Here is a 14,467-nt window from a genome sequence, read left to right as displayed (position 1 = left end):
TTTTTAATTAAGTATGATTACAAAATTTAAATTTTCTGATTCAATAGTAAGTTCAAAAGATGTTCTTTCGGCTATCAAAAATTTTGATTCTGCGGGTGAACTTTTTGGTTATGGCGTTCGAAATAAAATTAAATTGATTCCTGTAAATGGGAAAACAATTAATATCAAATCGTTCAAAATTCCGAATATCATCAATAAAATTGCTTACAAGTATTTCCGAAAATCAAAAGCAAGACGTTCGTTCGAATACGCTACAATTTTGCTGGAAAAAGGAATTGGAACACCTATGCCAATTGCTTTTCTTGAAAACTTCAATTTTATTGGTTTAAAAGACAGTTATTATGTAAGCGAGCATTTGGTTACAGAATTAACGTATAGAGAATTGGTCGAAATTCCTGATTATCCGGATCGTGAAAATATTTTAAGACAGTTTACAAAATTTAGTTTTGATTTGCACGAAAAGGGAATTGAATTTCTGGATCATTCGCCTGGAAATACGTTAATTAAAAAAAGAGATGAAGGTAAATATGATTTCTTTTTAGTGGATTTAAACCGAATGAATTTTCATGAATCCATGCCTTTTGAAATGCGCATGAAAAATCTTTGTCGCTTAACTCCTTTAAAGGAAATGGTTGCTGTTATGAGTAATGAATATGCCAAATATTATCCTGAATCTGAACAAAAGATTTTTGATACTTTATGGAAAATGACAGCCGATTTTCAGGAACAGTTTTATAGAAAAAAACGTCTAAAAAAGAAACTTAAATTCTGGAAGAAGTAATTCTGTCAAGTTCTTTATAACGCACAAAAATACTATAAGCATTTAGATAGCAAATCGTAATTCCTTTTGCGCCATCTAAAATGCCAAGCCGAATTAAATATTGATATAAAAAAGTATAAACAGGATGGAAAACCATTAAAAAAAGAGATGGTTTCTGTCCTTTTTTTAATTTTTCATTAGCCTTGAAAACCCCATATTTATACATTTTTTCTTTATAATCCTGAAAAGAAATATAGGAGAAATGAATAATTTTATTTTTTAAGACAGCAATTTTACCATTTACAATAAGCTTTTCGTGCACCATTCTTTCTTCATTGTATCTGCACTTTGATTTATTGAAAAGCCTAAAAATTTTATCAGTTTGCCAGCCGCTGAAATTCAGTTTTCTATTTTTGAACATAAAAGTTCTGTATATCAAATACGCACTTGCAGCATTTTGATTATTAATTGTAGAAAGAATTTCCGATTTCAATTCAGGCGTTAATTTTTCATCTGCATCAAGAAATAAAACCCATTCGTTTTTTGCCTGATCTAAGGCAAAATTACGTTGAGAAGTATAGTTGATAAATTGATTCTGAATCAGTCTGACATTTGAAAAAGACTCCACAATAGCGACAGTTTGATCAGTGCTGAAGGAATCTACAACAATTATTTCATCGGCAAAATCAATATCTTCTAAAAGAGATTTTATGCGATGTTCTTCATTTAGCGTAATAATCAGAACTGATAATTTTTGCTTTTCATTCATTTGAATGCTTTTCAATTTTTATATTCCTGAAAATAAGCTTCCAATTTTTTTAGCATAAGTTCTAAAGGATACTCTGCATAATATTCAAAAGTATGCTCTTTAATGTATTGTTCTGTGTGCTGCGCGTAGATTTCTGGTTTCAAATCCTTTAAATGGATTGATACATTTTTTGCTTCATTTTCAAATGTTTGCCAGGTTTCTTTCCGCACCGATGGTGTAAAAATGGAGAAAGTCGGGATTTCTAATGCTTTTGCCATATTTACGGCTCCCCCTTCGTTTCCTATTAACATTTCACATTGAGAAAGCAACGCTAAAAATGGACGAAGTTCAGTGCAATACAAATCAAAAATAATGTGCTTTTTAGTTTCTTCAGAACAATAATTATAAACTTCTAAAGCTTGTTCTTTTTGATCCGGAATATAATTGAAAATAATAGTAGCATTCGTTTTAGCAACAGTAAAGTCGATAATTTTAGCCATTCCGTCCAAAGGATAAGTTTTGTAGAACTCGCTTCCTAAAATACCAAACATAATTAATGGTTTTTCAGTATCGACATTATAGTTTTTCAGTAGATTTTTAGCTTCAGTAATTTCAGATTCTTTTAAAAAGATTTTTGGTTTTACATCTGTAATTTTTTCTGAAATGAATGGTTTTAGAAGCATTAATCTGTTTTCAATTGCCAATCCAAATTCTGATTTTACGGCATCTAATCTTTCGTAGCTATAATTATAAAATACATTAGAATACCATTTCGAATACGAAACTTTATACTTCGCACCAGAAAATAAGGTAATCAAATTCGTTTCTAATTTACTGTACACATCAATTACAGCATCGTATTTTTTTCTTCTAATTTGAAAAATAAATTTAAATAAAGAGGGAATTGCTTTTCGTACCGTATTTGTCAACGGAATAATGGTGTCAATATTCGGATTTTCCTTTAGTACATCCACAGAATTTGGATAACACATATAGTCTATCTTTGATTCTGGAAACTTGGCTTTTAAGTTGTTACAAATTATTGTACTTGTTAATACGTCTCCAATTCTTTTCTGCTGAATAACTAATATCCTCATTTATTTCTATGTTCAATTTGTAGGCTAAAGTACAAACAATTTTATCAAGTGTACAAATCGAATACTGAATAAGGATAGACAAGTTTAAAAAAAGACGTATTTTTGCTTTCACCAAATCAGATTTAGAATGAAAATTAGCGGCCTTGTCATTACATTTAATGAAGAAAAGAATATAGGAAAATGTATTGATGCTTTGTTTAAAGTATGCGATGAAGTTATTATTGTAGATTCTTTCAGTAAGGATCGTACCGTTGAAATTGCCAAAGAAAAAGGCGCAACAGTAATTGAGCAGGCTTTTTTGGGTGATGGACCACAACGTACTCATGGTTTGCCTTATTGCAAAAATGACTGGATTTTAAATCTCGATGCCGATGAGTTTCTGGATAAAGATGCCGAAGAATTTATTCTCAATGAAAAATATTTAGAAGGAAATTATGATGCTTTCAGTTTTAGGGTAAAAAACTTTTTAGCAGACAAATTAATTGATTTTTCGGGTTGGTATCCGGATAACAAAGTTCGTTTTTTCAACAAGCAAACGGCTCATCCTTCTGAATCTAAAGTGCATCAAAAAATCATCACTCAAAATGAAAAGAAAGTAGCCGTACATATTTTGCATTATGGCTGGGATTCTTTGGATCAGATTATTGCTAAGAAAAATCAATATTCGGGCTGGCACGCACAACAATTATTTGATCAGGGAAAAAGAATTAATGCTTTTAAACCTATAATTAATGGAGTAGTATCTTTTGTACGATGTTATTTTTTTAAGAGGGGAATTTTTAATGGCATAGACGGGTTATCCATCGCAATGATTCAGAGTTTTTTCTCTTATATGAAATATGCTAAGCTTTTAAAACTTCAAAAAAAGCTAAAATAAAAATACAGACAACGAATATTTTATTTTTTGCTTAAAATGTTTCTTTATTAGAGCAAAAAAAATTTAAGTGTATCTAAAACATTATTTAATTTCTCCTAAAATAAAGCTATTTAGTTTTATAATTGGGTATTTTTTATTGAGCATATATTTTTTAATTTACTGATTATTAGTGTTTTGGTAAAATAAAAAGGAGCTAACAAACGCGTATTTTACATCAATATTATTTTTTAACATAATTTTTTAATTTTTGTTATAAATAATGCTATTAATATATAGATTTGCAAAAAAAAAATACATGTCAAAGTTACCAATCTTAATGTACCACAACGTAGTTGAAGATGAAGCTAAATCTTTTGACTTAAGTATTTCTGTGTCAAAATTAGAATCGCAATTAAAATTTCTTCGCGATAATAATTATACAACATTTCATTTTAAAGATTTAGAGAATTTAAAAACACTGCCTTCAAAAAGCATTATAATCACTTTTGATGATGTTACAGAGTGTCAACTTTTGTACGCAGTGCCTTTACTTGAAAAATACCAAATAAAAGCATCTTTTTTTATACCATTTTCTTTCGTTGGAAATTTTGATTACTGGATTGAAGGAAAAGAGAAAATAATGAGTGTTGAGCAGTTGAAAGGTTTGGACGGTAATCTAATCGAATTAGGATATCATTCTTTTGAGCATAAAAGATATAGTTCATTATCAAAAGAGGAATTAGAAGCTGATTTTATAAAGTCAAATAATTTTATTAGAGAACATCAATTAGATATAAAACCTGTTTTGGCGTATCCATTTGGTAATTATGCAAAGAAAGAGGTTCAATTTGCTGTTTTTGAAAAAATTATGCGTGAAAATGGCATGAATTATGGTTTAAGAATTGGAAACAGAGTAAATAAATTTCCTTTTAAAAATAATTATTTGGTTAAAAGAATAGACATAAAAGGAGAAGACAGTCTGTTTAGATTTAGGTTAAAATTGAGGATTGGGAAACTTAAATTATTTTAAAGAAAAACATGGAAATCAGCGGATTGGTAATAACCTATAATGAAGAAAAAAATATTGGGAAATGTATAGACGCTCTGTTTAGAATTTGTGACGAAGTAATTGTTATAGATTCATTAAGTGCTGATAATACAGTAAAAATTGCAGAAGAAAAAGGAGCTAAAGTTATCTCTCAAATGTTTTTAGGAGATGGACCGCAAAGAATTCATGGACTTCAATATTGTAAAAATGACTGGATTTTAAATCTGGATGCTGATGAGATTTTGGCCCAAGACGCCGAAAACTTCATAATGTCGAGAAAATACGAAAATCAAGATTTTGATGTTTTTACTTTTAGATTGTATAATTATTTAGGAGGAAAGAAAATAGACTTTGCAGGCTGGTATCCTGACAAAACAGCACGTTTTTTTAATAAAAAAACTGCTTCTCCGTCAAAAGACAGAGTGCATCAAAAGGTTTCAGGAAATAATAAAGCACATTTAAAAGTGCATATCAATCACTATGCTTGGGAAAGTTTTGACCAATTTATAAATAAGAAAAATTTATATTCAACCTGGCATGCACAACAGCTTTACGAGCAAGGAAAAAGAGTAAATAGTTTTAAACCAATATTAAACGGAACGGTAGCTTTTGTAAGATGTTATTTTTTTAAAAAAGGTTTTGTAAACGGATTAGATGGACTAACATTTTCAATGATTCAAGCTTTTTTCTCCTATATGAAATATGCTAAGCTTTTAAAACTTCAGCGAAAAAATAAATGATAAAAAAAACGGAATGATTAATCATTCCGTTTTTTATTTATTTAAGACTGTAAATTAAACAGCAACATCGTATTCACGAAGTGCATTATTTAATGAAGTTTTCAAATCTGTAGATGGTTTACGAGTACCAATAATTAATGCGCATGGAACTTGGAATTCTCCAGCAGCAAATTTCTTAGTATAACTTCCCGGAATCACAACTGAACGAGCAGGAACAAAACCTTTCATTTCAACCGGCTCATCACCAGTAACATCAATAATTTTTGTTGAAGCAGTCAAACAAACGTTAGCGCCAAGAACAGCTTCTTTTCCAACGTGAACACCTTCTACAACAATACAACGTGAACCAATAAAAGCACCATCTTCAATAATTACTGGAGCAGCTTGCAATGGCTCTAAAACACCACCAATTCCAACACCACCACTCAAGTGAACGTTTTTACCAATTTGTGCACAGCTTCCAACAGTTGCCCAAGTGTCAACCATAGTTCCTTCGTCAACATAAGCACCAATATTTACATAACTTGGCATTAAGATCACACCACTTGAAATATAAGCTCCGTAACGTGCAACTGCGTTTGGTACTACACGAATTCCTTTTTCAGCATAATTTCTTTTTAGCAACATTTTGTCATGGTATTCAAAAATACCAGATTCCCATGTTTCCATTTTTTGAATTGGGAAATACATTACAACAGCTTTCTTCACCCATTCGTTTACCTGCCATCCGTCACCAACTGGTTCAGCAACACGTAATTTTCCCGCATCTACTAATTCGATAACTTCTCTGATAGCATCAGTTGTAGCAGTTTCTTGCAATAAAGCTCTGTTTTCCCAAGCTTGTTCAATTATAGTCTGTAAAGAATTCATATAGTTTTAATTTTTGGCAAAGATAGCGTATTTGTAGAAAAGCGGAAAAGTAAAACCTTTTTGAAAATGTTATATATGTAACATTTTGTTTTTAATTTGATAAATTAAAGAATTTGATCCGTGTTTTTATTTTCATATGAGCCACTAAAAGTTTTTTTTATATCAAAATATGACAAAAATCAGATTTTACCTTTTTTCTTCGGACTACTTTCGCGGCGTTAATTCTGAAAAAACAGAATTAATAAAAACCATTCCAAAACAAATTATATAAGCAGTAGATCATGAATCAGGAAAATCAGCTCCAGAATAAAGTTACAGTAATTGACAAAGAAGTTACTTGGGATAAAACGCAAGTTATAATGAGTAAAACAAATGCGTTTGGTATTATTGAATATGCCAATGAAGTATTTGTTGATGTTTCAGGTTATGAAGATTATGAATTGATGGGGCAGCCACATAATATTATTCGGCATCCTGATATGCCAAAAGTTATTTTTAAAGTGCTTTGGGAAAATCTTAAACAAGGAAAAAATTTTCATGCAATTGTGAAAAACTTAGCAAAATCAGGCAGATACTATTGGGTTATTACTGATTTTGAAATTGCAAAAGATGAAAATGGGGTAATTGTCAATTATTTTGGAAGAAGACAATCTGTTCCGCACGAAGTGGTTTCTTTACATATTGAACCTTTATATAAAAAGCTTTTACAGATTGAAGCAGCAAGCGGTGTTGAATTCAGTGAAAAGTATTTAATTGGATTTCTGGAAGAGAAAAAGAGAACGTATGTTGAATATATTAAGGAGTTAATTCTTGAACATGAAAAATCCCAATCTAAATTTTTACAGTACGAACAACAAACGGAGGAGGAAGAAGAGGAGGAAAGAGGTTTTTTTAGAAGACTATTTAATAGATAAATTGAATTTTTAGGGTTTTGAATATTTTGGAAAAGATCCGCTTTGAAGTTTTTAAAGCGGATTTTTTTATTTTCTTTTTGAAATAAATAGAAAGCTAGCTTTTGATATTCTTGAAAAGAAAATACTAAAATGATTACCTTTGAAAAAAATATAAAATGCCAAGAATCCTTTCCATAGATTACGGACAAAAACGTACCGGAATTGCTGTTACTGATGAAATGCAGATTATTGCATCGGGCCTAACTACAATCCCGACCAATACTGTAATTGACTTTTTAAAAGATTATTTTGCCAAAGAAAAAGTCGAAGTCGTTTTAATTGGCGAACCAAAACAAATGAATGGTCAGCCATCTGAAAGTGCTTCAATAATAAAAGGTTTTGTAACTCATTTTTCGAATATTTTTCCTGATATGAAAGTGGTTCGTGTCGATGAGCGTTTTACTTCAAAAATGGCTTTTCAGACCATGATCGACAGCGGACTGAGCAAAAAACAGCGTCAGAACAAAGGACTGATCGATGAAATTTCTGCAACGATTATGCTTCAAGACTATCTTTCTTCTAACCGATTTTAAGTTTACGGCTTAAAAATTTCACTTTATTTAGAAAAAAATATGATTTCCTAACTTTTATCATGCAAATTTTAGTTTTTTTTTGCGATTGAAAAAAGTACCTTTGCATTTTTAAAAACAATTACTGTTATGCCTGACAATACAATACGTTCTAATAGTGAAGTAGTGCTTATTGGAGCTGGAATTATGAGTGCAACTCTTGGATTAATTTTGAAAGAGCTGCAACCCGATATTAAAATTGAAATTTACGAAAGACTTGATGTTGCTGCAGCAGAAAGTTCTGATGCATGGAACAATGCGGGAACCGGGCACTCGGCTTTTTGTGAATTAAACTATACACCAGAAAAGGCGGATGGAAGTATCGATCCTAAAAAGGCAATCAGCATAGCAGAATCATTTGAAGTTTCACGCCAGTTTTGGTCTTATTTGGTGCAAGAAAAGAAAGTACCGTCTCCTGAAAATTTTATAAAAAGTGTTCCTCATATGAGTTTTGTATGGGGAGATAAAAATGTCGAATATCTAAAAACAAGATTTGAGGCATTGCAAAGCAATCCAATTTTTTCTGAAATGGAATTCAGTACTGATTTTGAGCAGTTGAAAAAATGGATGCCATTAGTGATGGAAGGCAGAGAAAATAACGAAGCATTAGCTGCAACTCATATGGAAATTGGTACCGATGTTAATTTCGGAGCTTTAACCAGAAGTATGTTTAATTATTTGGAGAAACTTGATGGTGTAAGTTTGTATTTTAATCATGAGGTTAAGAAATTAAAACAACGTGAGGATAAATCATGGAGAATTAAAATTACAGATCTTTCTACAGGACAAAAACGAAAAGCGTATACTAATTTTGTATTTATTGGAGCTGGTGGAGGTTCATTACCATTATTAGAGAAAGCTAACGTTCCTGAAGGAAAAGGTTACGGAGGGTTTCCAGTAAGTGGTCAATGGCTAAAATGTACAAATCCGGAAGTCATTGCGAAACATCAGGCAAAAGTTTACGGAAAAGCTAGCGTTGGAGCTCCTCCAATGTCTGTTCCGCATATTGATACTCGTGTAATTGACGGTGAAAAAGCATTGCTTTTTGGTCCATTTGCAGGTTTTTCAACTCGTTTCTTGAAAAATGGTTCTTATTTGGATTTGCCATTATCGATAAAATCAAATAATTTAATTCCGATGCTTGCTGCCGGATATCACAATATTCCGTTGACAAAATACTTAATCGAGCAAGTTCGTCAGTCGCCAAAAGACAGAATGAAAGCGCTTAGAGAATATTTGCCTTCTGCACGTTCAAAAGACTGGAAACTTGAAAAAGCGGGTCAACGTGTTCAGGTGATCAAGAAAGATGAAAAAGAAGGTGGTGTACTAGAATTTGGAACTGAAGTAATTAACACACATGACGGCTCTCTTGCTGTTTTATTAGGAGCTTCTCCAGGAGCATCAACTGCAGTGGCAATTATGGTAGATTTAGTAAGCAGATGTTTTACAAACCAGATTAAGACACCAGAATGGGAAGCGAAACTGAAAAAAATGATTCCTTCTTATGGTCAGACATTAAATGACAAACCAGAGCTTTTGGCTAAACTTAGAAAAGAAACTTCTGAAGTTTTGAAACTAAATAATTAAGCTTTAAAATTTATATAAAAAACAACAAATCCAGATGAATTAATCTGGATTTGCTGCTTTTAGTTCTTTCGTGATTTTCAAAATCTTTTCGGCCAGATTGCTCATCCAGATTAATTGTTCAATAACCAATTGAGCCTCTTGCATTTTCGCCTGACGCGTTTCTTTATCAAGTTCGTCATCTTCGGCTAGACGAGTAAAGTTTTTTCGTTTAAGCTCTTCAAATTGAAGTGTTACATCTTCTTTATCGAAAAAAGTATCTTTTAAAATTATTTCATTTTTCAAAATAGAAATCGACTGATCTAAATTAGATAAGATTGTTTTAATGATATAATTAAAAGAGTCTGAAGCTCGCGTTGTCTGATGTGACTGGATATAAGTTGATAAAGAGGCCAAAGCTGATAAAATAGAATGATTCAGCACAACTAATTTATTAACTAAAGGCAATGTTTTTTGCTTGGATTTTGGCTCCTGCATCATTCGCTGAAAAGAAGTCATTAAATTACCAATTTCTACAAAAGCATGTTTTCTGGCTAAACGGTATGAAGTTGGTATTTCTCCTTTTTTATTATAAAAATCTGCAATTTCTCTCAAATAATTTCGATTAGCACGAATCGAATTTTCAATGTGAATTGGCGTGTTGATAAATTCCCAGGCCGGCCATAAAAATTGATTGGCTAAAAATGCCAAAATTGCTCCTGCCAGTGAATCCAGAATCCTGAACTGAATTACCTCAACAACATCAGGTGTCAAAATTCCATAAATAAAAACGACATACATCGTTACAAAAGTCGCACTGATTTTGTAATTAATTTGCGTAAACGAAATCCCTAAAAGCATACAGACAATTGAAAATATACTCAGGGCAACATGATTTTGAACGACAGACACTATTCCGAAAGCGATTAATCCTCCTAAAATAGTTCCGAAGATTCTATTATAAGAACGTTCTTTTGTCAATCCATAACCCGGACGCATAATCACAACGATCGTCAATAAAATCCAATACACATTTTGGAACGGAAGAATTTTCCCGATCAGAAAACCAATTAAAATGGTAATTGTCAATCTAATTGAATGCCTGAAAATGGATGATGAAAAAGTTAAATTTTCAGTCAGAGTTCGCAACGGATAATATTGTGGTGTAAGGAATTTTTCCAGTTCTTTGTCCTTGTCTTTTAGTTTGTAAGACTGCATTGCCAATGAAAAAGCACGCTGAATAATTTTGATTTTTCCAACTTGGTTTTTAGCATAGTTCAGCATATTGGTCAGCATCAAAACACCTTCTGAAGCTTCTTCTTTTCCTAACGTTTTTTCATAATCAAAAATGGCAAATTCGAGTGCGTCTAACTCATTTTTCAAATCATTTTTGTCGACATAAACCGCAATGTGATGCACATTTTTAGAAAGTTTTTTCAAAGTTGAAGCCAGTTTGTAAGCTACATTTTGATACGTTCGAAGTACTTCTGGATGTTTGGCAAATTTTTCATGAAGTTTGCTGTGGTCAAAAGAAGTATATAAAGCAAGTTCCTGGATTTCGACTAAAGTGATGAAAACCAAAAGCATTTTACGATTTTGAGCCGTTGCTGCCGAAGTGTTTTGATTGCCAATAAGCATTTTTCGCAAATCTTCGTGAATCAAATTCAACTCAACCTGAACAGCCAATTGTTTTTCTATAATGGCATCTCTATTGGCTTCGGGATTCCATAAATCACCTCTCAATTTCAGGTATTTAGCGGTAAGTTTTATTCCTTCGGCAATTTCCAGTTCCACATATTTATAAGGCTGTATAAAGTGAAAAACAAGTGATACAATTAAGTATAAAATTCCTCCAATAAAAATGAATCCAGCATATTCAAATGCTTCCAAGCCTTGATGTAAATGCCCGAATGATAATGAAATCGAAAGTAAAGCAGAAAAAGATACTAATGTTGCACGCTGTCCGTAAACCGAAATCATCGAGCATAAAAACAATAAAAATCCTAAGAAAGGATAAAACAAAACCGGATATGGATATGTAAAGTTTACCAGCAAATTAACTCCCGAAACAATAAACGATGCAACAACAAGTCCTTTTATTTTATGACTTAATGAACTCGGAATATCGCTGGGATAGGTATAAAAAGCCCCGAGCGCAATGGTAAACCCTATTTCAAAATGCCCTAAGAAGTTTAAAATCAGCACAGGAACTACAGAAGCAATAGTCACTTTAGACGCGTTTAAGAAAGAAGTACTGTTCGTGAATTTCGTGATGCGGTCAAACATATATAGAGGTTTACTAACAAAGGTAAGAATTGTACGAATCAATTTGGCATAATTATAGATGAGATTTTAACATACTGTCAAAAAATAAGATATAATATGCGGTTTAGAATTATTCGTAGACTATTTTTTATTATTTTTGCCAGCTGAATTATAGGAAACTAAAATTCAGTTTTTACAATAGATAATGCAATAAAAAAATACAAATGATTTTACCAATTGTAGGATATGGTGATCCTGTTTTAAGAAAAGTGGGAGTGGATGTTACACCAGAATATCCAAACCTAAAAGAAACAATAGCAAACATGTATGAAACCATGTATAATGCATACGGTGTTGGGCTTGCTGCGCCACAGGTAGGTTTAGCAATTCGTTTGTTTGTTATTGATACAACTCCTTTTAGTGAAGATGATGATTTAGAATCTGATGAGGCGAAAGAATTAAAAGGATTCAAAAAAACTTTTATCAATGCTAAAATTGTTAAGGAAGAAGGAGAAGAGTGGAGCTTTAATGAAGGTTGTTTAAGTATTCCTGATGTTCGTGAAGATGTTTACAGAAAGCCAACCGTTACGATTGAATATTGCGAAGAAGATTTTGTAATGAAAACAGAGGTTTTTGACGGATTGATTGCAAGAGTTATTCAACATGAATATGATCACATAGAAGGTGTTTTGTTTACTGATAAAATATCTTCTTTGAAAAAGCGTTTAATTCAAAAGAAATTAAAAAATATTACAGAAGGCAAGACTTTTCAGGAGTACAGAATGAAATTTGCTGCCGCTAAAAAAGGGAGATAATTGTTCAGAAAAAGAACAAAAAAAGACAATAAAAAATTCTTAATACTAATATTAATACAACATGAATTTAGACAAAATTTTAGCCATTTCAGGGAAACCAGGTTTATATGTACTAAAAGTGCAAACTCGTACAGGTTTTGTGGCAGAATCATTAACAGACGGAAAAAAAATTACAGTAAACTTAAAAAGCAATGTAAGTTTATTGTCGGAAATCTCAATTTATACATACGAAGGAGAAAAGCCATTAACTGAAGTAATGCAAAAAATTGCGACTAAAGAAAATAAAGGTCAAGCTATTTCACATAAAGAAGATAATGCAACTTTAGCAGCTTATTTTAAAGAAATTTTGCCTGATTATGATGAAGAAAGAGTTTACCCTTCTGATATCAAAAAAGTATTAAACTGGTACAACACACTTCAAACAAAAGGATTAGTGACTGATTTAGCTCCTGCAGCAGTAGAAGCAACTGAAGAAGCTCCAGTAGCGGAAGAAAAACCAAAGAAAGCGGCAGCTAAAAAAGCAAAAGCTAAAAAAGAAGAATAGTAGTTCGTACTTTCAAATATATTAATCCTGTTGAGATGTTTTCTTGACAGGATTTTTTACTTTTACACTATATCGGTTACAATTCAAAATAAAATCAAAATGAGCAAAGAACTTCAGCTTAAAGCTTTCGAAAGATTATTAATAATTATGGATGAACTTCGCGAGCAATGTCCTTGGGATAAAAAACAGACGTTGCAGACTTTGCGTCATTTGACAATTGAAGAGACATATGAGCTTGGAGATGCTATTTTGGATAATGATTTAAATGAAGTTAAAAAAGAATTGGGTGATTTGTTGCTTCACATTGTTTTCTATGCCAAAATTGGCTCAGAAACCAATGATTTTGACATAGCTGATGTCTGCAATGAAATCTGCGATAAATTGATTCACCGTCATCCTCATATTTATAGCGATACTGTTGTAAAAGATGAAGAAGAAGTAAAACAAAACTGGGAAAAACTTAAACTTAAAGAAGGTAAAAAATCAGTTTTAGAAGGTGTTCCAAGAAGTTTGCCAGCATTAGTAAAAGCGAGCCGAATTCAGGACAAAGTAAAAGGCGTTGGTTTTGATTGGGAAGAACCGCATCAGGTTTGGGATAAAGTTCAGGAAGAACTAGAAGAACTTCAAGTTGAAGTAAAAACAGGAGATCAGGATAAAATTGAAGCCGAATTTGGAGATGTTTTATTCTCGATGATCAATTATGCTAGATTTTTAAATGTAAATCCCGAAGATGCATTGGAACGCACTAATAAAAAATTCATTAAGCGTTTTCAGTACTTAGAAAGCAAAGCAGGTGAATTAGGAAAACCTTTGGCAGAAATGACTTTGGCAGAAATGGATGTTTTTTGGAACGAAGCAAAAAAACTTTAATTATTCTGCTATTTTTTTTAATGCTTTTACGTTTTTCAACATAATTTTTTTTCCAACAAGTTCAATCAGCTCGAGCTTGTTAAAATCAGATAAAAGTCTAATACAGCTTTCAGTTGCAGTTCCAATTATTCCTGCAAGTTCTTCTCTTGTAAGTTGAACTTTTAAGGTTTTATCTGCATTTTCGCCAAATTCATCATGCAAATGCAGTAAGGTTTCTGCCAAACGTTGTTTTACTGTTTTTTGAACTAAAGCAATTTTATCGTTTTCTGATTCTTTCAAATCTTCACAAATTGATTGCATCAAGTTCAATGAAAATTGATTGTTGTTATTAAAAAAATGGATGATCTCAGATTTCGGAATAAAGCAAACTTCCATATCGGCGATTGCCTTTGCAGATAAATTGGCAGGTTCATTACTGATCATAGAACGCTGCCCTAAAAGTTCACCAGATTTCACCAATTTTACAATTTGGTCTTTTCCGTTTGCACTTAATTTTGATAATTTGCCTACACCATCTTTTATGCAAAAGACGCCATTCGTAACTTCTCCTTCTTCAAAAATAGCTTCTCCTTTTTTAATTGAATAACTCGTTTTGCTATTGGCTAACTTTACAACTTCTTCTTTATTAAGGGCTTTTAAAGACGACAACTGGCGTACAATACATTGATCACATTTATTCATCGCAATATAATTTAGGTGCAAAATTAACCAATATTCGTATTGAAAGGCATTGTTTTTTCTTAAAATATGCAGAAAAATTTTACGGATG

15 protein-coding genes are annotated in these 14,467 nt (G+C 31.9%); 10 read left to right on the top strand and 5 right to left on the bottom strand.

The window, feature by feature from the left end:
• Nucleotides 1-13: 13 nt before the first annotated feature.
• On the top strand, nt 14-781 hold the full coding sequence (locus GQ47_RS11475; RefSeq protein ID WP_035648588.1) for a protein kinase family protein: 768 nt from the start codon (nt 14-16) through the stop codon (nt 779-781).
• On the opposite strand, the gene GQ47_RS11470 is transcribed toward GQ47_RS11475, so the two are convergent.
• Both GQ47_RS11470 and GQ47_RS11465 read right to left on the bottom strand, forming a co-directional pair.
• Nucleotides 762-1,529: a glycosyltransferase family 2 protein gene (locus GQ47_RS11470; RefSeq protein WP_035649356.1), complete on the bottom strand. Its 768-nt coding sequence runs from the start codon at nt 1,527-1,529 to the stop codon at nt 762-764. The genes GQ47_RS11475 and GQ47_RS11470 overlap by 20 nt on opposite strands.
• 11 nt (nt 1,530-1,540) lie before the next feature.
• On the bottom strand, nt 1,541-2,605 hold the full coding sequence (locus GQ47_RS11465) for a glycosyltransferase family 9 protein (RefSeq protein ID WP_035648586.1): 1,065 nt from the start codon (nt 2,603-2,605) through the stop codon (nt 1,541-1,543).
• 127 nt (nt 2,606-2,732) lie between these two features.
• On the opposite strand from GQ47_RS11465, the gene GQ47_RS11460 reads away from it, so the two are divergent.
• From GQ47_RS11460 to GQ47_RS11450, 3 genes are all read left to right on the top strand, one after another.
• Nucleotides 2,733-3,482, top strand: a complete 750-nt coding sequence (locus GQ47_RS11460) for a glycosyltransferase family 2 protein (protein ID WP_035648584.1) — start codon at nt 2,733-2,735, stop codon at nt 3,480-3,482.
• 295 nt (nt 3,483-3,777) lie between these two features.
• Nucleotides 3,778-4,491 carry a polysaccharide deacetylase family protein gene (locus tag GQ47_RS11455; RefSeq protein ID WP_035648581.1) on the top strand — a complete coding sequence of 238 codons (714 nt, stop codon included), beginning with the start codon at nt 3,778-3,780 and terminating at the stop codon, nt 4,489-4,491.
• Nucleotides 4,492-4,499: 8 nt separating this feature from the next.
• Nucleotides 4,500-5,249 (top strand): glycosyltransferase family 2 protein, encoded by a 750-nt coding sequence (locus GQ47_RS11450; RefSeq protein WP_035648578.1) that lies wholly within the window; start codon nt 4,500-4,502, stop codon nt 5,247-5,249.
• A gap of 54 nt (nt 5,250-5,303) precedes the next feature.
• Here the strand turns inward: GQ47_RS11450 and GQ47_RS11445 are convergent, their stop codons facing one another.
• On the bottom strand, nt 5,304-6,119 hold the full coding sequence (locus GQ47_RS11445) for a 2,3,4,5-tetrahydropyridine-2,6-dicarboxylate N-succinyltransferase (RefSeq protein WP_035648576.1): 816 nt from the start codon (nt 6,117-6,119) through the stop codon (nt 5,304-5,306).
• Nucleotides 6,120-6,400: 281 nt separating this feature from the next.
• On the opposite strand from GQ47_RS11445, the gene GQ47_RS11440 reads away from it, so the two are divergent.
• From GQ47_RS11440 to GQ47_RS11430, 3 genes are all read left to right on the top strand, one after another.
• Nucleotides 6,401-7,033 (top strand): PAS domain-containing protein, encoded by a 633-nt coding sequence (locus GQ47_RS11440; RefSeq protein WP_035648575.1) that lies wholly within the window; start codon nt 6,401-6,403, stop codon nt 7,031-7,033.
• 155 nt (nt 7,034-7,188) lie between these two features.
• Nucleotides 7,189-7,605: a Holliday junction resolvase RuvX gene (gene ruvX / locus GQ47_RS11435; protein WP_035648572.1), complete on the top strand. Its 417-nt coding sequence runs from the start codon at nt 7,189-7,191 to the stop codon at nt 7,603-7,605.
• 126 nt (nt 7,606-7,731) lie between these two features.
• The gene (locus GQ47_RS11430) at nt 7,732-9,228 is read left to right on the top strand and encodes a malate:quinone oxidoreductase (protein WP_035648569.1); all 1,497 of its coding nucleotides are present in this window, start codon (nt 7,732-7,734) and stop codon (nt 9,226-9,228) included.
• A 39-nt stretch (nt 9,229-9,267) separates the two neighbouring features.
• Here GQ47_RS11430 and GQ47_RS11425 read toward each other — a convergent pair whose 3' ends face one another.
• Nucleotides 9,268-11,490 (bottom strand): FUSC family protein, encoded by a 2,223-nt coding sequence (locus GQ47_RS11425; protein WP_035648565.1) that lies wholly within the window; start codon nt 11,488-11,490, stop codon nt 9,268-9,270.
• 203 nt (nt 11,491-11,693) lie between these two features.
• On the opposite strand from GQ47_RS11425, the gene def reads away from it, so the two are divergent.
• The 3 genes from def (at nt 11,694) to mazG (ending at nt 13,698) form a co-directional block, all read left to right on the top strand.
• Nucleotides 11,694-12,284: a peptide deformylase gene (gene def, locus GQ47_RS11420; protein WP_035648563.1), complete on the top strand. Its 591-nt coding sequence runs from the start codon at nt 11,694-11,696 to the stop codon at nt 12,282-12,284.
• A gap of 61 nt (nt 12,285-12,345) precedes the next feature.
• Nucleotides 12,346-12,828, top strand: coding sequence for a DUF5606 family protein (locus tag GQ47_RS11415; RefSeq protein ID WP_035648560.1), 483 nt, complete (start codon nt 12,346-12,348; stop codon nt 12,826-12,828).
• A 99-nt stretch (nt 12,829-12,927) separates the two neighbouring features.
• Complete coding sequence (mazG, locus tag GQ47_RS11410) at nt 12,928-13,698, top strand: nucleoside triphosphate pyrophosphohydrolase (protein ID WP_035648557.1); 771 nt, start codon at nt 12,928-12,930, stop codon at nt 13,696-13,698.
• Here the strand turns inward: mazG and GQ47_RS11405 are convergent, their stop codons facing one another.
• On the bottom strand, nt 13,699-14,379 hold the full coding sequence (locus GQ47_RS11405; protein ID WP_035648555.1) for a Crp/Fnr family transcriptional regulator: 681 nt from the start codon (nt 14,377-14,379) through the stop codon (nt 13,699-13,701).
• Nucleotides 14,380-14,467: the final 88 nt, after the last annotated feature.

It is taken from the genome of Flavobacterium sp. ASV13, from assembly GCF_000745775.1.
Lineage (GTDB): Bacteria > Bacteroidota > Bacteroidia > Flavobacteriales > Flavobacteriaceae > Flavobacterium.
Note: the sequence above shows the minus strand (reverse complement) of the source record. Positions and strands in the feature narration are given on the sequence as shown.